The 20,355-nt window shown below is 62.8% G+C and carries 18 protein-coding genes, 1 other RNA gene and 1 riboswitch; of the genes, 12 read left to right on the forward strand and 7 right to left on the reverse strand.

The window, feature by feature from the left end; translation table 11 throughout:
- Nucleotides 1–28: 28 nt before the first annotated feature.
- The 3 genes from ssrS to ABEA02_RS06660 form a co-directional block, all read right to left on the reverse strand.
- Nucleotides 29–208, reverse strand: a non-coding RNA gene (gene ssrS, locus ABEA02_RS20165) — 6S RNA.
- A gap of 200 nt (nucleotides 209–408) precedes the next feature.
- Nucleotides 409–714, reverse strand: coding sequence for a cell division protein ZapA (locus ABEA02_RS06655; protein WP_345532096.1), 306 nt, complete (start codon nucleotides 712–714; stop codon nucleotides 409–411).
- Entirely contained in the window at nucleotides 711–914 is a 204-nt protein-coding gene (locus ABEA02_RS06660; protein ID WP_345532097.1) for a hypothetical protein, read from the reverse strand. The genes ABEA02_RS06655 and ABEA02_RS06660 overlap by 4 nt, the downstream gene beginning before the upstream one ends.
- A gap of 163 nt (nucleotides 915–1,077) precedes the next feature.
- Nucleotides 1,078–1,304, forward strand: a riboswitch (cobalamin riboswitch).
- Between the two features lie 122 nt (nucleotides 1,305–1,426).
- On the opposite strand from ABEA02_RS06660, the gene btuB reads away from it, so the two are divergent.
- From btuB to ABEA02_RS06705, 9 genes are all read left to right on the forward strand, one after another.
- The gene (btuB, locus tag ABEA02_RS06665; protein WP_345532098.1) at nucleotides 1,427–3,244 is read left to right on the forward strand and encodes a TonB-dependent vitamin B12 receptor; all 1,818 of its coding nucleotides are present in this window, start codon (nucleotides 1,427–1,429) and stop codon (nucleotides 3,242–3,244) included.
- Between the two features lie 48 nt (nucleotides 3,245–3,292).
- On the forward strand, nucleotides 3,293–3,904 hold the full coding sequence (gene cobO / locus ABEA02_RS06670) for a cob(I)yrinic acid a,c-diamide adenosyltransferase (protein ID WP_345532099.1): 612 nt from the start codon (nucleotides 3,293–3,295) through the stop codon (nucleotides 3,902–3,904).
- Between the two features lie 5 nt (nucleotides 3,905–3,909).
- Nucleotides 3,910–4,566, forward strand: coding sequence for an HAD family hydrolase (locus ABEA02_RS06675; RefSeq protein WP_345532100.1), 657 nt, complete (start codon nucleotides 3,910–3,912; stop codon nucleotides 4,564–4,566).
- Complete coding sequence (locus ABEA02_RS06680; RefSeq protein ID WP_345532101.1) at nucleotides 4,553–6,118, forward strand: cobyric acid synthase; 1,566 nt, start codon at nucleotides 4,553–4,555, stop codon at nucleotides 6,116–6,118. The genes ABEA02_RS06675 and ABEA02_RS06680 overlap by 14 nt, the downstream gene beginning before the upstream one ends.
- Nucleotides 6,115–7,092, forward strand: coding sequence for a FecCD family ABC transporter permease (locus tag ABEA02_RS06685; RefSeq protein WP_345532102.1), 978 nt, complete (start codon nucleotides 6,115–6,117; stop codon nucleotides 7,090–7,092). Before ABEA02_RS06680 ends, ABEA02_RS06685 begins: the two co-directional genes overlap by 4 nt.
- Nucleotides 7,089–7,886: an ABC transporter ATP-binding protein gene (locus ABEA02_RS06690; RefSeq protein ID WP_345532103.1), complete on the forward strand. Its 798-nt coding sequence runs from the start codon at nucleotides 7,089–7,091 to the stop codon at nucleotides 7,884–7,886. Before ABEA02_RS06685 ends, ABEA02_RS06690 begins: the two co-directional genes overlap by 4 nt.
- A 104-nt stretch (nucleotides 7,887–7,990) precedes the next feature.
- The gene (locus tag ABEA02_RS06695; protein WP_345532104.1) at nucleotides 7,991–8,881 is read left to right on the forward strand and encodes a cobalamin-binding protein; all 891 of its coding nucleotides are present in this window, start codon (nucleotides 7,991–7,993) and stop codon (nucleotides 8,879–8,881) included.
- A 44-nt stretch (nucleotides 8,882–8,925) separates the two neighbouring features.
- Nucleotides 8,926–10,032: a putative lipopolysaccharide heptosyltransferase III gene (rfaQ, locus tag ABEA02_RS06700; protein WP_345532105.1), complete on the forward strand. Its 1,107-nt coding sequence runs from the start codon at nucleotides 8,926–8,928 to the stop codon at nucleotides 10,030–10,032.
- 102 nt (nucleotides 10,033–10,134) lie between these two features.
- Nucleotides 10,135–11,307, forward strand: coding sequence for a glycosyltransferase family 4 protein (locus ABEA02_RS06705; RefSeq protein ID WP_345532106.1), 1,173 nt, complete (start codon nucleotides 10,135–10,137; stop codon nucleotides 11,305–11,307).
- A gap of 3 nt (nucleotides 11,308–11,310) precedes the next feature.
- On the opposite strand, the gene dctP is transcribed toward ABEA02_RS06705, so the two are convergent.
- From dctP to ybeY, 3 genes are all read right to left on the reverse strand, one after another.
- The gene (gene dctP, locus ABEA02_RS06710; RefSeq protein WP_345532107.1) at nucleotides 11,311–12,297 is read right to left on the reverse strand and encodes a TRAP transporter substrate-binding protein DctP; all 987 of its coding nucleotides are present in this window, start codon (nucleotides 12,295–12,297) and stop codon (nucleotides 11,311–11,313) included.
- Between the two features lie 293 nt (nucleotides 12,298–12,590).
- Nucleotides 12,591–13,418: a CorC family transporter gene (locus tag ABEA02_RS06715; protein ID WP_345532108.1), complete on the reverse strand. Its 828-nt coding sequence runs from the start codon at nucleotides 13,416–13,418 to the stop codon at nucleotides 12,591–12,593.
- 60 nt (nucleotides 13,419–13,478) lie between these two features.
- Nucleotides 13,479–13,937, reverse strand: a complete 459-nt coding sequence (gene ybeY / locus ABEA02_RS06720) for an rRNA maturation RNase YbeY (RefSeq protein ID WP_345532109.1) — start codon at nucleotides 13,935–13,937, stop codon at nucleotides 13,479–13,481.
- Nucleotides 13,938–14,408: 471 nt separating this feature from the next.
- On the opposite strand from ybeY, the gene ABEA02_RS06725 reads away from it, so the two are divergent.
- The gene (locus tag ABEA02_RS06725) at nucleotides 14,409–15,434 is read left to right on the forward strand and encodes a pectate lyase (protein ID WP_345532110.1); all 1,026 of its coding nucleotides are present in this window, start codon (nucleotides 14,409–14,411) and stop codon (nucleotides 15,432–15,434) included.
- Between the two features lie 411 nt (nucleotides 15,435–15,845).
- Complete coding sequence (locus ABEA02_RS06730) at nucleotides 15,846–16,562, forward strand: pectate lyase (protein ID WP_345532111.1); 717 nt, start codon at nucleotides 15,846–15,848, stop codon at nucleotides 16,560–16,562.
- Between the two features lie 67 nt (nucleotides 16,563–16,629).
- Here ABEA02_RS06730 and ABEA02_RS06735 read toward each other — a convergent pair whose 3' ends face one another.
- Entirely contained in the window at nucleotides 16,630–18,375 is a 1,746-nt protein-coding gene (locus ABEA02_RS06735; protein ID WP_345532112.1) for a DEAD/DEAH box helicase, read from the reverse strand.
- A 378-nt stretch (nucleotides 18,376–18,753) separates the two neighbouring features.
- On the opposite strand from ABEA02_RS06735, the gene cimA reads away from it, so the two are divergent.
- Complete coding sequence (cimA, locus tag ABEA02_RS06740) at nucleotides 18,754–20,352, forward strand: citramalate synthase (RefSeq protein ID WP_345532113.1); 1,599 nt, start codon at nucleotides 18,754–18,756, stop codon at nucleotides 20,350–20,352.
- The last annotated feature ends 3 nt before the right edge of the window (nucleotides 20,353–20,355 follow it).

Raw genomic sequence — 20,355 nt, forward strand, 5'->3', positions numbered from 1 at the left:
ATCGCAAGATGAGGCCGCGTCTTTGTGGGGATCCCCCGCCTGTGCCGTCAGACCAATTTCCTGAACCTGGGTTCAGGGGGTCGCTTACCGGTCCGCATCAGGTGCACCCAACAAAGGGGCGCTCACAACAGCGGGTTTTGTGGCTGGCAACCATGTCAAAAGACATTGGTTCAAGGAGTTATGGCCTTAACAAACACCGCAGGGGAAAACTTTCATTCGTGGGATGCGCTACGCATGACTTTGTCGACTTCAGCTTGCCATGCTTCGGCACTGTCTGCGCTTCGTCTTCGCGTCCTGCCTACCGCATCCCACGAATTGGGCACGGTGGATCATGCGCCCGAATTCTGTAAAACATTCCGATCAATTCTACGGCCTGAACATGACAGAACTGAAGTCAGAGGTGCATGTTCAGAACAACTGTTCCTGCTTGGCGAGCGCCTTTTCCATCTGCTCACCGACTGTTTTGATTCTACGCCGGTAAGCGGGCATGTCCACCGCTGCGCCATGCTGAATCGTGATGAATTCGTTGGCGATGTCGAGCGCCGTCATCAGCGCAAGTGCTTCGCCACCGGCCGATGATTTTTCTGCGAGCTTGCGCATGCGTTCATCGACCATCTTGACCGCAGCGAGCAGGGTTTCCCGCTCTTCGGGCTTCACCGACACGCTGTACTGGCGACCCATCAGATCGATGTCGAGCTTTTCGCTGTCGCTCATGACTCTTCCTGCTCCGGCAAGCGGGCGATCAGGGCTTCGACGCGGGCAATCGCCTGGTTGAGCTTGTCGCGCAGTCGGCGGTTGTCTGCCTCAAGCGCAGTGCTGCGCTCGACCAGCGTGCGATGCTCGTCGCGCAACTGCTGGTACTCGGCCAGCAGGCGATGGGCGTTCTCTTCCAGCTGTTTCAGTTCGGAGTCCATGGGGAAGAATGGTAGGCCGGGCTCTCAAACGGGGTCAAGGCAGTACTGCCGGTCTGCGGCGTGACGGTTGGGCCAGCCTGCGGTTCGGTTGCCTGCGCCTGATTTGGGTCAGGGCGCGTGTGTTGTCCGCAGAAAGACGCTGGAATGACGGCTTATCCGGGCTAAAATGCGCCCTGCTTCAGGTGTCCCGGTTGGCGTTCGCTGGCCGGGGTGAAACGGGAAGCCGGTGCGATGCGCGTTCTGCGCGTTTCCAGTCCGGCGCTGCCCCCGCAACGGTAAGCGAGTCAAGGCGTCGCAATCTGCCACTGTGTTCGACACGGGAAGGCGCGGCGCCCGGAGCCATCTGCTCCCCTCGCAAGCCCGGAGACCGGCCAGGAGCGTTCTGTTTGCGCATTGCGGTGGGCGATGTCGGCATGCTGCGTCGACCTCGTCTACGGCACGCGTCGCTTCTCTCACCCTGCGTTCTGCCCTTTCTACATATACCCGTGCGGGCGGCACGGCAGGAGTCGATCTTGAACTTTCACAAATTGTCTGCGCCAGCCCTGGCGCTTGTTTCCATTGGTTTTTGCGCGCCGGCGGCGGCACAGGAGGACGCGGAGTTGCCTCTGACTGTCGTGACGCCCAACCGTGTCGCGCGCACGGTCGATGAGACCCTTGCGCCGGTCACGGTCATCACGCGCAAGGACATCGAACGCCAGCAAGCCCAGTCGGTGCTGGATGTGCTGACGGGAATGCCTGGCGTGACGCTGGCCAACACCGGCGGCCCCGGCAAGCTGACTTCGCTGTTCCTGCGTGGCACCAACTCCGACCACGTGCTGATCATGATCGATGGCGTCAAGATCGGCTCGGCGACTGCGGGCTCGGCCGGCCTGCAAGACATTCCGCTGGAACAGATCGAGCGCATCGAAATCGTGCGCGGCCCGCGCGCCAGCCTCTATGGTTCCGAAGCCATCGGCGGCGTGCTGCAGATCTTTACGCGCAAGGGCGTAGCGAAGCCGGCCGTCAGTCTGGGTGGCGGTTCGCGCGGGACCTACAGCGGCAGCGCCTTCGCCGGTGTGGGCGATGCAGCGGGCCTGTGGGCCTCGGCGGGTGTCACCGGTGGCAAGACGCGCAGCTTTAACGCTTGCGGCGGCGCATCGGGCGGTTGTTTTGCCAACGAGCCGGACCGCGATCCTTACAGCAATGTTTCGTTCAACCTGCGCGGTGGTGCCAGTGTGGGTGAGGTCGTGCGTGGTGAGGTGCAGTACCTGCAGTACGACGGCAGCAACAACTACGATGGTGGCTTCCAGAACGAGTCGGATACGCGCACCCAGCTCGGTAGCGGCAAGATCGATTTCACGCCGCTCGATGTCTGGCGTTCTGGCCTCACGGTGGCGCAGCAGCACGACGACAACAAGAGCTACAAGAACGGCGCATTCACCGGCCGCTTCCTGACGCGTCGCGACAGCGCCAGCTGGCTCAACGACTTCACGCTTGCCAAGGGTCACACCCTGGTGGTGGGGCTGGACACGATGCGTGACGAGGTCATCAGCACGACGGCGTACACGCAGAAGAGCCGTCGCAACACCGGCTTCGCTGGGCAGTACCTCGGCAAGATCGGCAGTGCCAGCGCCGAGCTTGCCCTGCGTCACGACAACAACGAGCAGTACGGTCGCCACAACACGGGCAGCGTCGCCTTCGGTTACGCGTTTGCGAAGGCGTTGCAGGTGAACGCTGCGTACGGCACGGCTTTCAAGGCGCCGACGTTCAACCAGCTCTACTTTCCCGGCTTCAACAACCCCAACCTTCAACCCGAGTCGGCCCGCAACAGGGAGATCGGATTCAAGGGCGAATTGGGCGTAGCGCGCTGGGGTGTGCAGTATTTCGACAACCGCATCAAGAACCTGATTTCCGGTTCCCCGCCAAACAATGTTCTGCGATCGCGCATCCACGGCCTGGAGCTGACGAGCGCAGCGAAGTTCGGCAAGACCAACCTTGGTGCCAGCGCCACCTTCCAGAACCCCAAGGATCATTCGGGTGGTGCCAACGAAGGCAACTTGCTGGTGCGTCGTCCGCGCCAGATGGCGCGCGTCGATGCTGACCAGGACATCGGCGACTTCGGCGTAGGCCTGACCTGGAGCGCGCGTGGTCGCAGCTATGACAATGCGGCCAATACGACCAAGCTGGGTGGTTACAGCCTCTGGGATCTGCGCACCGAGTACCGCTACGACAAGTCGCTCAAGCTGCAACTGCGCATCGAGAACCTCTTCGACAAGCGTTACGAGACGGCCTACCTCTACAATCAGGCAGGTTTCGGCGCGTTTGTGACCCTGCGCTATCAAATGCAATAAGTGCTGTGGGCGGGTTCGTTTGGCCCGCCCTGTTTTCAAGGAGTTCGCATGTCTGGCTTTGATGAAGAACGCGCCGCGCGTCACAAGGCGCGCATGCAGCGCAAGAAGGCCCTGATCGACGCCCACATCCAGGCGGCAGAGGAAGAGCGCGGTCTGCTGCTCGTCAATACCGGCAATGGCAAGGGCAAGAGCAGCGCGGCCTTTGGTGTGCTGGCACGTGCGCTGGGCCACGGCATGAACTGCGCTGTCATCCAGTTCATCAAGAGTCGTTCGGATACGGGCGAGGAAGCCTTCTTCCGCGACCACCCGCGCGTGCAATGGCACGTCATGGGCGACGGCTTCACGTGGGACACGCAGAACGACGAGCAGGATCGCAAGACGGCACGCGCCGCCTGGGAGCAGGCCTGCGTCTACCTGCGTGACGAGAAGATCGACCTGCTGGTGCTCGACGAATTCACCTACACGCTCAAGTACGGCTGGCTCGCGCTGGATGAAGTAATGCAGGTCATCAATGAACGTCCGATGATGCAGCACCTCATCATCACCGGGCGCGCCGCGCCGGACGGACTCATTGCCGAAGCGGACACCGTGACCGAGATGCGGCTTGAAAAGCACGCTTACGCAGCGGGTGTCAAAGCCATGCCGGGCATTGAGTGGTGAGTGTCATGCGTGGAGCCGTATTGTTCGACCTCGACGAGACGCTCATTGATCGTCGGGCGGGGCTCGTGCGCTTTGCGCGACAGATCTGGCAGGAGGGGCTGGCACAGGGCGTCGTGGAAGAAGCCTTCGTGCAGGACTTCCTCGCGATCGACAATCTCGGTGCCACATCGCGTCGCGCACTCTTTGAGCAACTCAGCGCGCGCTACATGCCGCATGCCGATGTGGCTGCGCTGGTGGAGCGTTTCCTTTCGCAGGCCTGGGTGGCGCCGACCTTGTTCCCGGACGCGCTCGACACTTTGCACACGCTCGAAGCGCGTGGCTGGAAGATCGGCATCGTCAGCAACGGGAGTTCGCGCACCCAGCGCGACAAGATCAACCGCACGGCGCTGTCACAGTGGGCGGATGTGGCCGTGATTTCCGAAGAGTTCGGCAGCAAGAAGCCGGAGCCTGCGATCTATCTGCATGCGCTCAAGAAGCTGGGCGTGCCGGTGGAGCAGGCCTGGTTCGTTGGCGACTGTGCGGTGAATGATGCCGTGGGCGCGACGCGAGCCGGCTTGCGTGCGATCTGGCTGGAGCGGCATGGTCAGTGGCCGGCGCAGTACGAGCCCTGTTATGTGGCGCGCGTGACGAGCCTGGCGGAAGTGCTGGATGTCATCGCCTGAAACCTGCTCGTCAATGGCCCGCATGCTCATGGTGCAAGGCTGCACTTCGGACGCCGGCAAGAGCACGGTGGTGACCGCGATCTGCCGCTGGCTACAGCAGCAGGGCGTGCGCGTTGCGCCGTTCAAGCCGCAGAACATGGCGCTGAATTCTGCGGTGACCAGTGATGGTGGCGAAATCGGTCGTGCCCAGGCCGTGCAGGCTGCGGCCTGTCGCATCGCGCCGCACACCGACATGAATCCCGTGCTGCTCAAGCCGACGACCGATGTGGGCGCACAGGTGATCATTCAGGGGCATGCCATCGGCAACATGGCAGCGCTGGATTACCACGCCTACAAGGCCACCGCGAAGGCGGCCGTGCTCGAATCTTTCGCGCGGCTGCGTGCGCAGTACGAGGCGGTGATTGTCGAAGGTGCCGGCTCGCCGGCCGAGATCAATCTGCGCGCCAACGATATTGCCAACATGGGCTTTGCCGAGGCCGTCGATTGCCCGGTGATCATCGTGGCGGATATCGACAAGGGCGGTGTGTTCGCGCACCTCGTCGGCACGCTGGCCTTGCTGTCGGAATCGGAGCAGGCGCGTGTGAAGGGTTTTGTCATCAATCGCTTCCGGGGCGACATCGCGCTGCTGCAGGACGGGCTGGACTGGCTGGAAGCGCGCACCGGCAAACCGGTGCTGGGGGTGTTGCCCTACCTGACCGGACTGCAGCTGGAGGCGGAGGACGCCTTGCCGCGTGATGTTGTCGCTGCGCAGGGTGATGAGCCGCGTTTGCGTGTGGCGGTGCCCGTCTATCCGCGCGTCTCCAACCACACCGACTTCGACGCGCTGCGCACGCACCCGCAAGTCGAGTTCTACCTCGTCGGGCCTGACATGGCGATTCCGCCCTGTGACCTCATCATCCTGCCGGGCTCGAAGGCGGTGCGCGCCGACCTGACCTTCCTGCGCGCGCAGGGCTGGGATGCGGCCATTGCGCGGCACCTGCGCTATGGCGGCAAGCTGATGGGTATCTGTGGTGGCTTCCAGATGCTGGGCGAGCTTGTCAGCGATCCGCAGGGCATCGAAGGCGCTGCGGGCGAGTCGGCAGGCCTTGGCTATCTCGCGATGCGCACGACGCTGATGGCAGAGAAGCAACTGCGCAACGTGCAGGGCAAGCTGGCCTGGTGTGATGCCGAATTCAGTGGCTATGAGATTCACGCAGGCGTGAGTGAAGGCGTTGCCTTGCAGCGACCCGTAGCCTTAATTCAGGCCACAGCTCTGAATACAGGGGCGTACGACGACGCCTCTCCGGATTCCGCTGCGCTGCATCCGGGTTACGCAGAGGGGGCGATGTCGGACGATGGGCAGGTGCTCGGCACCTACGTGCACGGCATTTTCGATACGCCGGCTGCGTGTGACGCCCTGTTGGCCTGGGCTGGCCTCACCGCGCCCAGTTCGCCCGATGTCGCGGCACAGCGCGAGGCCAGCATCAAGCGCCTTGCGGACATGATTGGCGGGCATATGGATGCGGACAAGCTGATGGCGATACTCGCGCAAAGCGTGGCGGTGCCGGCATGACGCTCAGGCCCCCGCCCCTCATCGCGGCTGCAGTCATCGCGCTCCTCGCGGTGCCCTGTGCCATCTGGCTGGGGCTGATGCTGGGATCAAGTGGTTGGGGCTGGACCTCGCCGGACATCGTCTGGCTGATCCGCGTGCCGCGCGTGATGGCCGCGTTCGGCACGGGTGCAGCGCTGGCGCTGGGTGGCGCATTGATCCAGATCGTGACGCGCAATCCCCTGAGCGATCCGCACGTGCTGGGCGTCACCAGTGGCGCCTCGGTCGGTGCGCTCATTGCGCTGATGTGGCTGCCCGCGTTTGCCCTGGCGGCCGAGCTGGGAGCGACCATCGGCGCCTTGCTCAGCACCAGTCTGGTCTTCGCCCTGGCCTGGCGCGGCATGGGGCGCGGCCTCCTGCCCGGCGCGCAGACGGGCACGGTGGTCGTGCTGCTGGTGGGTGTGATGATCGGCGCGGCCTGCGGCGCGGCGGTGTCGTTCATGCTGGCGATTGCCAACGACCAGCAGTTGCGCAACATCATCTTCTGGCTGCTTGGTGACCTCAATGGCGTGACGCACTGGTGGCCGGTGTGGGCGGGTGTCGGCATGGCATCCCTGATGGCCTGGCCGCATGCGCGCGAGCTGGATCTGATGTCGCGCGGCGATGGTTGGGCCTGGACCCTGGGTGTGCCGGTGGCGAAGCGTCGGCGTGTCGCCCTGCTCGCATCCTGCGTATGTGTGGGCGCCGCGGTGGCCACCGCCGGCAGCATTGGCTTCGTCGGGCTGGTGGCGCCGCACATGGTGCGCCTGCTGGGTTTGCGCAGCGCGCAGTGGCTGCTGCCGTTCTCGGCCTTGCTGGGCGGCGTGTTTCTCGTGCTGGCCGATGCGGTGGCGCGAACGGTCATCGCGCCGTCGCAACTGCCGGTGGGTGTGGTGTCCGCCGCCGTGGGGGTACCGGTGTTCCTCGTGCTGTTGCTGCGCAGGCGGGCCGGGCAATGAAGGCCGCTTTGCCTTTGCAGTGTGATGCCCTGCAGTTGCGCGCCGGTGGTGCCGACGATGGCCGCGTGCTCGTCGCGGCGCTGGACCTGCGCGTGCAGCCCGGCGAGCGCTGGGTGCTGCTGGGGCCGAACGGGGCGGGCAAGTCGACCCTGCTGGCGGCGCTGGCCGGACTTGTCCAGCCCGCGCAGGGGCGCATCGTGCTGGGCGACCAGCCGCTCGCAGCCTGGTCGCCACGCGAACTTGCGCGTGAGCGAGCCTGGTGCCCGCAGTTCTGGCTGGATCCGTTCCCGGTGACTGCGTGGGAGACTGTTGCAGGTGCTGCATTGGTCAGTCAGCCCGGTCGCAGCATGGCGGAGTGCCGCGCCCTCGCGCAGCAATGCCTCGAACAGCTCGACGCCGCCCATCTTGCCGACAAGGATGTGCGCACACTCAGTGGCGGAGAGCGGCAACGCGTGGCGCTCGCTGCAGCCTGCGCGCAGGCCGCGCCGCTGTTGCTGCTCGATGAGCCGACCTCGCATCTCGATTGGGCGCACCAGGCCGCGCTGCAAGGATTGCTGCAACGCTGGAGTGCAGAGCAGGGCACGGTGATCGCTGCCGTGCATGACCTCAACCTTGCCTGGACGCTGGCGACGCATGCGCTGCTGCTGGATGGAAGTGGCGGGGCGGTGGCAGGTGTGCGCGATGAAGTGCTGACGGCACAGGCGCTGGGGCAGGCTTACGGGGTGCGGGTGAGTGTGCTGGATGAAGGTGCTGCGCGCTGGTTCAGGATTGATTTCGGGCGGGAGGCAGTGTGACAAGGCTTGGGCGTTTGTACCGCACGTCATTCCCGCGAAGGCGGGAATCCAGCGACGTGCAAGCCGGTTACAAGAAAAGGCGCTGGCTTCCCGCCTTCGCGGGAATGACGGTCGTTGTTCTATTGGCGCTGAGCGGGGTAGGCATTGCGTCTGCGGCCAGCATCACCGTCAAGGACGACACCAACCAGACACTCACCCTCGACAAACCCGCGCAGCGCGTCATCTCGCTCGCGCCCAGCCTCACCGAAATCGTCTTTGCCATCGGCGCAGGTGACAAGCTGGTCGGCGCCATCGACTACAGCGACTACCCGGCAGCTGCGTTGAAAGTGCCACGCATCGGCAGCAACCAGCGCCTCGACCTCGAACGCATCGCGGCGCTCAAGCCCGATCTCGTGCTCGTCTGGCATCGCGGCAACGCGCTGCGCGAGGTGGAGAAGCTGCGCACATTGGGCATCCCGATGTTCTACATCGAAGCGCAGGACATTGCCGACCTGCCCGGCGTGATGCAGCGCCTGGGCGTGCTGCTGGGCGTGGGGCCGAGTGCAGACGAGGCGGCACAGCGCTTCCGCCATCGGCACGACAAGCTACGCAGCACCTACGCGGGCCGCAAGCCGCTGCGCGTTTTCTACCAGATCGGCGACAAGCCACTGCTGACCATCAACGACAGACAGATCATCTCCGACGTCATCCGTCTGTGCGGCGGCATCAACGTGTTCGGCAAGGAGCCGATGACCGTGCCGCAGCTCTCCACCGAGAGCGTCATCGCTGCCGACCCGGATGTCATCTTCACCGCGCGCAAGAGCGATGGTGACCCGGCCGCAAAGCGTGCCGATGCCAACAGCCGGCTGACGAGCTGGCAGACCTACCCCGGCATGATGGCCGTGAAGAACCGCCAGCTGTGGATGGTCTCGGGTGACGAAATCAGTCGCCACGGGCCGCGCATCCTTGATGCGGCCGAGGCGGTGTGTGCGGTGCTGGAGGGGGCACGGCGCTGAGCCGGGCTGTGCACGCCGGGCGGCTTTGGTAGACAATCCCGCCCATGTCTGAATCCACAGCCAGTTACCTGCCCGATGCCGTTCCGCTCGGTGAAGTCCGCCGTGCGCTGGTCATCAAGCTGCGTCATCACGGTGATGTGTTGCTGGCATCGCCCGTGTTGTCGTCGCTGAAGGCCGCTGCACCGCATTGCGAGATCGACGCGCTGGTGTTTGCCGATACGGCGGCGATGCTCTCCGACCATCCGGCGCTGGCGCAGTTGCATGCGCTGGATCGCAACGCGAAGAAGCGTGGCGTGCTGGCGCAGTTGAAGTCGGAGTGGGGCGTGTTCAGTGCCCTGCGTGCGCGGCGTTACGACCTCATCATCCATCTCACCGATCATCCGCGTGGCGCCTGGCTGGCGCGCTTTCTCGGCGCACGCTGGGCCGTGGCGCCGGTGCGGGCCAAGGCAGCGAAGTTCTGGAAGAAGTCCTTTACGCATCTCTACAAGACGGTGGGTGGCGGGCGTCGCCACACGGTGGATACGCATCTCGACGCGCTGCGCCGCATCGGCATTCAGCCGCAGGCGGAGGCACGCAGGCTTCGTCTGGTTGCCGGTACGGCGGCAGAGGCCAGGGTCGATGCGAGGCTTGCCGAGCTGGGCGTGCAGGCTGGTGCCTTCATTCATTTTCATCCGGCATCGCGCTGGTTCTTCAAGTGCTGGCCGGTGGCGCAGTGCGCGGAGTTGCTGTCGCAGTTCGTGACGCGCGGTGAAACCGTTGTGCTGACGGGTGCGCCGGATGAGCGCGAGCGCAGCATGGTCGAGGCCATCCTCAGGACTGCGGGTGTGCAGGCGATCAACCTGACCGGTGAGCTGTCGCTGAAGGAACTGGCGGCCGTGGCGGAGCGCGCCAGGCTGTTCGTCGGCGTGGACTCGGCGCCCATGCATATCGCGGCAGCAGTCGGCACGCCCTGCGTGGCGTTGTTCGGGCCGTCCGGGGATCGCGAGTGGGGGCCGTGGATGGTGCGGCACGAGATCGTGACCAGCAGCCATCCCTGCCGGCCCTGCGGACAGGACGGTTGTGGCGGCGGCAAGGTGTCGGAGTGCCTGACGACGATTCCCGTGCAGCAGGTGCTGGCTGCTGTGGACCGGGTGCTAGGGGCCGAGGCGTGATCATTCCTGGCCGTCATTCCCGCGAAGGCGGGAATCCAGTGTCGTTGGAGGCGTCAGGAAGTCGCTTGATTCCCGCCTTCGCGGGAATGACGGAGTTTGCTGGTGGCTAACCCCATCCGTCTCGCCATCGTCCGCAGCCGCTACAACCCTTTCGGTGGTGCCGAGCGATTCGTCGAGCGCACATTATCGGCGCTGGAATCACATGCCATCAATGTGACGCTGATTGCGCGCCGCTGGGACGGTGACACCTCAGCGAAGAATGCGGCAGGCTGGCGCCTGCTCAAGTGCGACCCGTTCCACATCGGCCGCGTGTGGCGCGACAGAAGCTTTGCACGTGGCGTGCAGAAGCTGATGGCGAGCGAGCGATTCGATCTGGTGCAGAGCCACGAGCGCATTCCGGGTTGCGACATCTTCCGTGCGGGCGATGGCGTGCATGCCACCTGGCTGAGTTTGCGTGCGCGTACCTTGAGCAGCTTCGGCCGCTGGCTGCAGTCGCGCTCGCCCTGGCACAACTACACGCTGGCGGCAGAAGACGCGATGTTCCGCGACAGGCGTTTGCGTGCGGTGATCTGCAACTCGGGCATGGTGCGTGACGATCTGGCGCGGCGCTACCCGAAACTTGCTGCGCGTCTGCACGTGCTGCACAACGGCGTTGATCTTGAACGGTTTCACCTTGGCCTGCGCGCAAGGCACCGCCAGACCTTGCGTGAGCAGATGGGTGTGAGCGACGCGACGCGTGTGATCCTCTACGTCGGCTCCGGTTACGAGCGCAAGGGTGTCGGCGTGTTGCTGAAAGCGCTGGCGCGGCCTGAGCTGGCCGATGCGCAGCTGTGGGTGGTGGGCAAGGACAAGGCGCAGCAAAAGTTTGAAGCGCTGGCGCACAAGCTGGGCGTGAGGGAGCGTGTTCGCTTCGAAGGGCCGCAGCAGGATGTGGTGCGCTACCTCGGCGCGGCCGATGTGTTCGCGCTGCCGACGTTGTATGACCCGATGCCCAACGCAGCGATGGAGGCGCTGGCCTCTGGCTTGCCAACGCTGACCTCGATGAGTTGTGGCACGGCCGAGCTGGTGCGCGCGCTGGAGTGTGGCGAGGTGACGGATGCGCTCGACGCCCCTGCTGTGGCAGCTGGCCTGAAGCGCCTGCTCGACATCGCCTGTTCAAACCGTGGTGAGGAAATCCGCGCCCAGGCACGCGAATCGGTGAGCCATCTGTCGCTGGCCGTGATGGCGGAAAAGCAGCTGGCTTTGTATGGCCAACTGCTTTCGGCGGAGTCCTGACAATCAGCTGTTGGTCTGGCCGACGGTCATGACCTTGAGCATCAGCTCACCCGACTTGGGATTGCTCAGCACCGGCGTGTAGACGCTGCGCAGGCGGGAGACGAAGCCCGAGTTGTCGGCCATGTCGTAGAACTTCACGCCTTCCTTTTCGAGTTTCTTGCGCACCAGGGCCGTCTTCTTTACCCAGGCGTTGCGCACTTCGATCGCCGATTCGCGGGCGGTGTTCCTGAACAGTTCGCGGTCAGCGGGCGAGAGCTTCTGCCACAGCTGGGTGGATACCACCATGGCTTCAGGCAGCACGCTGTGGTTGCTCACAACGTAGTACTTGGCGAACTTGTACTGCTCGGAGAGCTGGTACGACAGCAGGTCATTCTCGGCACCGTCGATGCTGCCCGTTTCCAGTGCTGTCTTCACCTTGTCATACGCCATGTCGATGGGTTCGGCGCCGAGAGCACTGGCCATGCGCTTGAGCTCGGGTTTGTTGGCAACGCGAATCTTCATGGTGTTGAGATCGGACGCGAAACGCAGTGGCTTGGTGCGCGAGAAGAAGCTGCGCGCGCCACCGTCGTACCAGGCCAGAACGATGTAGCCCTTGGCGGCGAGCGATTTCTCGAGGCCTTGACCGATTTCACCATCCAGCGTGCGCAGCATGTGGTCGGTGTTCTTGAAGATGAAGGGCAGGGACAAGACTTCCATCTCGGGCACAGCCTGGTAGAGCGGCGTGTTGCTCAACACGGCTACGTCCACTTCACCTTTCTGGAACTGCGGGAGCACCTTCTTCTGGTCGCCCAGCGTTTCCTTCCACTGCACCGTGCCACCGTAGCGTCCGTTGCTGCGGATCTTGAGTTGATCCAGGAAATAGCGCATCCCCTGGTGCTTGGGGTAGTCCTCGCCTTCGAGTACCCAGGTCTTGAGGTCCGCGGCGTGGGTGCTGAGGGAGGCGAAGGGGGCCCCGGTCAGCAGGGCGGCGAGCAGTAGTTTGCGAAACATGTTCGATCCTTTCCGTTCTGGTCCGCACGGCTGTTTGCCGTCGGAAAGGATGTAATGCTGTCATCGACCTAGGGTAAACCCGATCAATCTTCGCAATAAAATCATCAAAATTGCGAATGACGACAATTGCAAGAAACTGTGTCGTGACGGGAACGCTGACCCGGCCTTGTGTTGCGCTTGGCCGTGCCCTGAAGATGGCGCTCCCCGTGCAAAAACGCGCCAGACGAACGGTTGTTGCGTTCGATCGAACGGTTCAAGAGAGCGTGATCGATTACCGCCCGTTCATGACGCCGTCACTTCGCCGGAGGCTGACGATCCACCAGCAAGGTGTGTACACGGCGTGAGTCGGCGCGCAGCACCTGGAAGCGCAGCCCGTCCATGAGGATCACTTCGCCGCGTTTGGGCAGGCGTCCCAGGTGGTGGATGACGAGACCGCCGACGGTGTCGGCATGCTCGGTGTCATAGCTCGTACCGAAGGCTTCGTTGAAATCCGTGACCGCAGTTGTCGCCTTCACGCGATGACGGCCGCTCTGGTCGGGCAGGATGTTGTCGGCGTCTTCGTCGAAGTCGTACTCGTCCTCGATGTCGCCAACGATCTGCTCCAGCACGTCTTCAATGGTGACGAGGCCGGCGACACCGCCGTACTCGTCCACGACGATCGCCATATGGTTGCGGCTGACGCGGAACTCGCGCAGCAGCACGTTGAGACGCTTTGATTCGGGGATGAAAACGGCCGGGCGCAGCATGTCGCGCAGGTCGAAGCTGTCGGCCCGGGCGCGCAGCAGATCCTTGGCCAACAGGATGCCCATCACGTCATCCTTGCCTTCACCGACGACGGGGAAGCGCGAGTGGGCGGTTTCCAGCGAGAAGGCGATGAGGTCGTCGATGCTGCTGTTGCAGTGAATGACGTCCATCTGGGCGCGCGGCACCATGACGTCGCGCACCTGGATGTCGGCGACGGTGATCGCACCTTCAATGATGGAGAGGGCGTCGGCGTCGAACAGGTTACGTTCGTACGCCGCGTGGAGGAGCTCGATCAACTCCTCGCGATCTTCCGGCTCACGGGTGAGCAGGGCTGAAAGACGTTCAAGAAAGGTCGGGCGACTACTGGAGGGGTCCATGTTGGGTGATGCATAAGGGGTGAGGGCTGGGGGTCGGGCAGTACCCCCACACCTGACACCTCACGCGTAAGGGTCAGGATAGCCGAGTTTTGCCATCGCATCTTGTTCAATGGCTTCCATTTCGGCGGCTTCCGCCTCGCCAAGCTCGTGGTCGTGCCCGCACAGGTGCAGAACGCCATGGATAACCAGGTGTGCGCAATGCGCTTCGACCGTTTTGCCTTGTTCTGCGGCCTCACGCAGCACCACGGGCCAGCACAGAACCAGGTCACCCATCAGCACGGGCTCTGTCTCATAGGGAAACGACAGCACGTTGGTGGGGTAGGCCTTGCCACGCCATGCCTCGTTGAGCTCGCGCCCTTCTGCCTCATCGACGAAACGGATGGTGATGGCACCCGCGCCAGACCCTAGTGCGCGGATCCAGTTATGCAACTGCTTGCGGTTGGGCAGGCCGCTGGCCTTCAACGCACGCTGGACTTGCAGGTCAAGACAGGCAGGCGCAAGGGCGGTGGAGGCGGGCATGGCGGAATACGGCTTGAAAAGAGGGCCGGATGGTGGCGCAGCTGAGGCGTCAGCGTCAAACCTTCAGCCCCTGACTGCGCAAATTTCGTGAGGAAAGCCACACAAGTGGTCAACTTTTGATATTGCGTCGCGCCATCTTGGGAACCCTGTGTTTATGGGTGTTCTGCCTGTCTGTAAAATAAATAAACCGATTAAAATCAACAGGTTTTGAAGGTTTTTGAGGGAGTTGCTCTGGTTGCCGGAAAAACCGCAGTTGCTGATTTTGTTGATTGATGTGTTGCTTTTGATGAATGCCGCCGCAATGCAAAATTTATGGGCCGATAAGGCCTCTTGATCTTTGTTTTTGATTCGGCCACATTCCGCTCAAGCCATCGGGTAGCGTCAGAAGGTGGCTAGTGAAGTTGTAGGAAGATTTCTTACATGAATCGACGGGTCGCAGAATCCGATCGACACAAACACAGGAGACTCACAATGTTTCGCAAATCGCTGATCGCTCTGGCTACCGCATCGCTCTTCGGTGGTGCCCACGCAGCAACCGACTACCCCTCCGGCTACACGAAGTGCGTCCAGAACACTGGCGCCACCTGTTCCATGAGCGGCACCCGTTCGACCGCCTTGGGCAAGTCGGGTGAGTTCGTTTACGCCACCAAGACAGGCAGCTTCGCCTGCACGAGCTCGGCCTACCCCTCGAACAGCTTCACCTCTTCCGCATGGTGTTCGTACGCTGGTTCGACCAGCCCGACCCCCACCCCGACACCTACGCCGACCCCCACCCCGACGCCCACACCCACTCCGACACCCACTCCCACGCCGACCCCGAGCGGTTCATGCAAGGCCGGTGCTACGTATGACGGTGTGACGGTTGACTGCGGCGGCGCGACCATCGGCACTTCCTGCTCGGGCGGTAGCGAGAGCCAGGCTCCGGTGTTCACGCTGAAGAACGGCGCTCACTTGAAGAACGTCGTGATCAAGGCTGGCGCAGCGGCTGACGGTATCCACTGTATCGCCGGTTCCTGCACCCTGACCAACGTCTCGTGGCCCGATGTCTGCGAAGATGCGGCAACCTTGCGTGCTGAAGCTACCGGTGGCTCGCTGACCATCAACAGCTCCAACGCTTCAAGCGCTGACGACAAGGTTTTCCAGCACAACGCCATCAAGGGCACGATCAACATCAACAACTTCACCTCGACGGGCTCCATCGGCAAGCTGGCGCGTTCTTGCGGTGATTGCACGGGCAACGGCGGACCGCGTTACATCAATGTCAATGGCGCAAAGATGGAGAAGGTCTCCGGCGGCGCTGTGGTCGGCATCAACAGCAACTACGGTGATGTGGCAACCCTGAAGAACATCCAGATCAAGGGTTACAAGTCGGGCAGCCCGAAGGTTTGTGTGACCTACAAGGGCGTCGTGAAGGGTGACGGTTCGTCCTCCTCGATCGGCGAAAAGTGGAACGACGCAAACTGCAAGGTCACCACGGCTGACGTGACCGCCTACTGATCCCTGCTTCAAGCAGTAGTCAGAACTGAAACGGGCGCTTCGGCGCCCGTTTTTTTTATTGTCCCTCGTCCTGAATTGCCCAGCCTTGCCAGCGTGTGATTTTCTCCCGCGTGCCAGATCCTGGCGCAGGTGCCGTCGTTCCGGGCCGGACTCCCCGTTGCTCCGCATGGCGCCAGACTTCGCAGCCGGCGCCTGCCATGAAGGCTTGTTACCGAGAACACGCTTCCGTGATAAACCCAACAAATTCATCAATTGATTTGTTGAATGACGATTTCGCGGGATTTAAAGTCAAGCCACAGACTGCATCAAAGCAGCGGCAAACGAGAGCAAGTCGGTGTCCGAAGGAATTCCAGAATTCAATACGCCGTCACGGACGGCTGACACTGGGGCAGTACAACAAGGAGACTTGCAATGACGATCAACAAAGTTCTGTTTGGCCTTTTCCTCTCCGCCACTGTGCTCAATGCGCAGGCAACGTCGACGATCTCGGGAACTGTCGACATGGGCGGCAAGACGGTTGGTACTTCCTGTGACGGTCAATCGGAAAGCCAGGCGCCCGTTTTCTACCTTAAGGATGGCGCGACGCTGAAGAACGTGGTGATCAAGTCTGGCGCGGCTGCGGACGGCGTGCACTGCGCTGGCTCTTGCACTCTGTCGAATGTGAGCTGGCCCGATGTCTGTGAAGATGCGGCGACGATGAAGGGCGGTTCTGGCAAAACCATGACGGTGAGTGGTGGTTCGGCAGCAAGCGCTGACGATAAAGTCTTCCAGCACAACGGTCTGGGCTCGACGATCAACATCAGCGGCTTCTCGACCTCGGGCACTATCGGCAAACTCTATCGCTCCTGCGGCAACTGTTCGTCGAACACTTCGTCCGGTGCGCGCAAAGTGATCATGAACAACGTGACCATCAATGGCACGGTCAAGGTGGGGATTGCCGGCATCAACAGCAACTACGGTGATACGGCGACGATCACCAACCTGAAGATCAAGGGCTACAAGTCGGGTAGTCCCAAGGTGTGTATCGAGTACAAGGGCAACAACACCGGTGCGGAGCCCACTGAAATCGGGGAAAAGTGGAACGACAGCTACTGCAAGGTCAAGACCAGCGACGTGACCTCCTTCTGATCTCCATTACGTAAAAAAGCCCTGCCGGTGTGAGCCTGCAGGGCTTTTTCTTGTGGTGTGCGCCGCCTTATCCGAGCTTGCGCAACGCCTGGATGCCGCGGTTGAACACGCCGCGCAGGCCGCCTGAACCCTTGGGGGCGCGGTTGCCATCGACCTCGGGCGGCTCGGGCAGGATTACGTTGCCATTCACGTCGCCGTTCTCGTCACGCGGATAGCGCGGTGAATTGGGGCCATTGCGGCCGCGACCCTGTGCTGGATTGTTATTGCCATGCGCGTGCTGGCGCGGGCCGTTGCCTGAGGGGGCGTGGTTGTTCCGATTGCCGTTGCCCTGGCCGCCGTTGCGGTTGCGGCGTTGTGTCCCGTCACCGCGCGGCGCATTGCCTCGACCCTCATCCCTGCGGGCTTCATTGCGGCGATTGCTGTCCTGACCTTCGCTGCGCCGGGTGTTTCCAGCGTTGGCATTACTCTCGCTCCCTTCGCGGCGTGGCGACTGTTGCTCGGCGCGTGCGGCAGCCGGGTTTCCATCCGTACGCTGGCGGCGACGCTGTTGTCCCGGTTCTGCCTTGTCGGCGCCTTGTCGTGCGGTCTGGGGGCGGCGTTCCGGCGCGCTCTGGCGCTGTGCGCGCGGCGTGCGGGCAGGGCGCGGTTCGCGGGCCGTCGAGTCATCGGCGCTAGGGGCCGGCAGTACGAAGTCGGCGGGTAGTGCTTCGCGTGTGATCGACTTCTTGATGAGCTTCTCGATGTCGGCGAGGTACTTCGCCTCTTCGCGGTCGACCAGCGACAGCGCTTCGCCCGTAGCGCCGGCACGACCGGTGCGGCCAATGCGGTGCACGTAGTCCTCGGGCACGTTGGGCAGCTCGAAGTTCACCACGTGGGGCAGTTCCGAGATGTCGAGGCCGCGCGCAGCGATGTCGGTTGCGACCAGCACCTGCAGCGTGCCCGCCTTGAACTCGCTGAGCGCCCGGGTGCGGGCGTTCTGGCTCTTGTTGCCGTGAATTGCCAGTGCGCTGATGCCGCCCTTGGTCAATTGCTCGGCAAGCCTGTTTGCACCGTGCTTGGTGCGCGTGAACACCAGCACCTGGAACCAGTTGTGCGTCTTGATGAGATGTGCGAGCACGTGGCGCTTGGCCTTCTGCTCGACCAGCATGACCTTCTGCTCGACCAGCTCTGTGGTCTGGTTGCGGCGTGCGACTTCGATCAGCGCGGGGTTGTTGAGCAGGCGGTCGGCAAGTGCCTTGATTTCGTCCGAGAAGGTCGCCGAGAAGAGCAGGTTCTGGCGCTGCCTGGGCAGCAGGGCGAGGACCTTCTTGATGTCGTGGATGAAGCCCATGTCCAGCATGCGGTCGGCTTCGTCGAGGACGAGGATCTCGATGTTCGAGAGATCGACGGTCTTCTGCTGCACGTGGTCAAGCAGGCGGCCCGGCGTGGCGACGAGGATGTCGACGCGACGCTTGAGCTGGGCAATCTGCGGATTGATGCTGACGCCGCCGAACATCACCATCGACTTGATGTCGAGATGCTGGCCATAGTTGCGCACGCTTTCTTCGACCTGGGCGGCGAGCTCGCGTGTTGGTGTCAGCACAAGGGCGCGGATCGCGCCTTCGCGCTTGGGTGCGTTGGTCGACAAGCGCTGCAGGATGGGCAGGGTGAAACCGGCGGTCTTGCCGGTGCCGGTCTGGGCGCCGGCGAGCAGGTCGCCGCCAGAGAGAACGGCAGGAATGGCTTGGGCCTGGATGGGCGTGGGCGTGGTGTAGCCGCGCTCGGAAACGGCGCGGACGATGGACTCATTGAGCCCGAGTGAAGCAAAAGACATGAGACTCCAGTGGGGAGAGAGGCCGCGTCGACCTGCCACAAAGGGTGGCACCAGTCGGGGCTGACGAAGCAGGGTTGCCTGATTGGGTTGGAGTTCTTGCGCCCGTTTGCCGGGGGCAGACTCACGCTCGGGACTTGCCCGGTGGGTGAGCTGGAAGAACTTCAGATAGTGGCGAGGAGACTGGTAAAACATGGCCACCGGGACGCAGTGTGCCCGAACCGGCCCGAAACGCAAGGCAATTCGTGTCATGGAGTGTGAAACCCGAGGCTTTTCATGGCGCTAGAAGCGTTCGGAGGCTCGATTCCCGCCCGGATTTCTGTCAAAGTAGTCGGCTTTTCTATACGTCCGGCCGCGGAAGCGGCATGCGGGAGCAATGCAATGAGTTCGGCCCCGGGTTACGCCCAGATCCATGTCTACGATTCCACCTTGCGCGATGGTGCGCAGGCGCAGGGCATTTCGTACTCGGTCGAAGACAAGATCAAGATCGTCGAGCGGCTGGATGCGCTGGGCGTGGCTTACATCGAAGCGGGCAATCCCGGCTCCAACCCCAAGGATCTGGAGTTCTTCCGTCGTGTCGGCGAACTCAAGCTCACGCACAGCAAGCTCATTGCCTTCGGCGCGACGCGCAAGATCGGCATCCGCCCTGAAGAGGACAACAACCTGCGCTCACTGCTGTCAGCCAATACCGATGCAGTTGCCATCTTCGGCAAGAGCTGGGACTACCAGGTCACCGACATCCTGCGCACCACGCTGGCCGAGAACCTCGCCATGATCGGCGACACCATTGCCTACCTCAAGGCACAGGGCAAGGAAGTGGTGTTTGATGCCGAGCACTTCTTCGATGGCTACAAGTCCAATGCCGACTATGCGCTGCAAGCGCTTGAAGCGGCGGCGAAGGCCGGCGCCGATTGCCTGTGCCTGTGCGACACCAATGGCGGTACTTTCCCCGATGTGATCCGCGCTGTCACGGCGCTGGTTGTCGAACGCTTCCCCGGCGTGGCCATCGGCATCCACTGCCACAACGATTGCGAGATGGCTGTGGCCAATTCGGTGGCGGCCGTGCAGGCCGGTGCGACGCAGGTGCAGGGCACCATCAACGGCATTGGTGAGCGCTGCGGCAATGCCAACCTCTGCGCGATCATCCCCAACATCGAGCTCAAGCTGGGTCAGCGCTGCTTGCCGGAAGGCAGTCTCGTACATCTCACCAATGCGGCGCGTTTCGTCAGCGAAGTCGCAAACATGCCGCACAACGAGAAGGCTGCCTACGTGGGCAACGATGCCTTCGCGCACAAGGGCGGCATGCACATCGATGCGGTCAACAAGAACCCGATCTCGTACGAGCACATCAACCCCGAGATCGTCGGCAACACGCGCCGCATTCTCATGAGTGAAGTGGCTGGCCGCGCAACCTTGCTGGCGCGCATCAACAAGCTCGATCCGACGCTGACCAAGGACTCGCCGACAACGCAGATGATCGTCGACAAGCTCAAGGAGCTGGAGCACGAGGGTTACCAGTTCGAAAGTGCCGAGAGCTCGTTCGAGCTCGTCGTACGCAAGCTGTTGGGCATGCACAAACCCTTCTTCACGCTGCGCGAATTCAAGGTCATGGTCAATGAGCCGGCCGTCAATGGCATCAACTCGAACGCATTGATCAAGGTTGCGGTCGGTGGTGAAGAAGAGATCACCGCGGCAGAGGGTGATGGCCCGATCAACGCGCTCGACAACGCCGCGCGCAAGGCGTTGGAGCGCTTCTACCCGGCCATCCGCGAGATGAAGCTCACCGACTACAAGGTGCGCGTGCTCGACTCGGACAAGGCCTCGGCCGCCAAGGTGCGCGTGCTCATCGAGACCACCGATGGTGATGCGCAATGGACCACCATCGGCGTTTCAACCGACATCATCGACGCCAGCTGGCGCGCACTCGTTGACTCGATAGAGTACAAACTGGTGCGCGATCAGGAACGCGTCAGCGCCTGAGTC

The sequence above is a fragment of the Viridibacterium curvum genome, assembly GCF_039544165.1.
Lineage (GTDB): Bacteria > Pseudomonadota > Gammaproteobacteria > Burkholderiales > Rhodocyclaceae > Viridibacterium > Viridibacterium curvum.

Bases quoted from the DNA above. Each gene is read 5' to 3' on its own strand.
- ABEA02_RS06655 (WP_345532096.1), bottom strand. From the start codon at position 714: ATGAGCGACAGCGAAAAGCTCGACATCGATCTGATGGGTCGCCAGTAC.
- ABEA02_RS06660 (WP_345532097.1), bottom strand. From the start codon at position 914: ATGGACTCCGAACTGAAACAGCTGGAAGAGAACGCCCATCGCCTGCTG.
- cobO (WP_345532099.1), top strand. From the start codon at position 3,293: ATGTCTGGCTTTGATGAAGAACGCGCCGCGCGTCACAAGGCGCGCATG.
- ABEA02_RS06675 (WP_345532100.1), top strand. From the start codon at position 3,910: ATGCGTGGAGCCGTATTGTTCGACCTCGACGAGACGCTCATTGATCGT.
- ABEA02_RS06680 (WP_345532101.1), top strand. From the start codon at position 4,553: ATGTCATCGCCTGAAACCTGCTCGTCAATGGCCCGCATGCTCATGGTG.
- ABEA02_RS06685 (WP_345532102.1), top strand. From the start codon at position 6,115: ATGACGCTCAGGCCCCCGCCCCTCATCGCGGCTGCAGTCATCGCGCTC.
- ABEA02_RS06690 (WP_345532103.1), top strand. From the start codon at position 7,089: ATGAAGGCCGCTTTGCCTTTGCAGTGTGATGCCCTGCAGTTGCGCGCC.
- ABEA02_RS06695 (WP_345532104.1), top strand. From the start codon at position 7,991: ATGACGGTCGTTGTTCTATTGGCGCTGAGCGGGGTAGGCATTGCGTCT.
- rfaQ (WP_345532105.1), top strand. From the start codon at position 8,926: ATGTCTGAATCCACAGCCAGTTACCTGCCCGATGCCGTTCCGCTCGGT.
- dctP (WP_345532107.1), bottom strand. From the start codon at position 12,297: ATGTTTCGCAAACTACTGCTCGCCGCCCTGCTGACCGGGGCCCCCTTC.
- ABEA02_RS06715 (WP_345532108.1), bottom strand. From the start codon at position 13,418: ATGGACCCCTCCAGTAGTCGCCCGACCTTTCTTGAACGTCTTTCAGCC.
- ybeY (WP_345532109.1), bottom strand. From the start codon at position 13,937: ATGCCCGCCTCCACCGCCCTTGCGCCTGCCTGTCTTGACCTGCAAGTC.
- ABEA02_RS06725 (WP_345532110.1), top strand. From the start codon at position 14,409: ATGTTTCGCAAATCGCTGATCGCTCTGGCTACCGCATCGCTCTTCGGT.
- ABEA02_RS06730 (WP_345532111.1), top strand. From the start codon at position 15,846: ATGACGATCAACAAAGTTCTGTTTGGCCTTTTCCTCTCCGCCACTGTG.
- ABEA02_RS06735 (WP_345532112.1), bottom strand. From the start codon at position 18,375: ATGTCTTTTGCTTCACTCGGGCTCAATGAGTCCATCGTCCGCGCCGTT.
- cimA (WP_345532113.1), top strand. From the start codon at position 18,754: ATGAGTTCGGCCCCGGGTTACGCCCAGATCCATGTCTACGATTCCACC.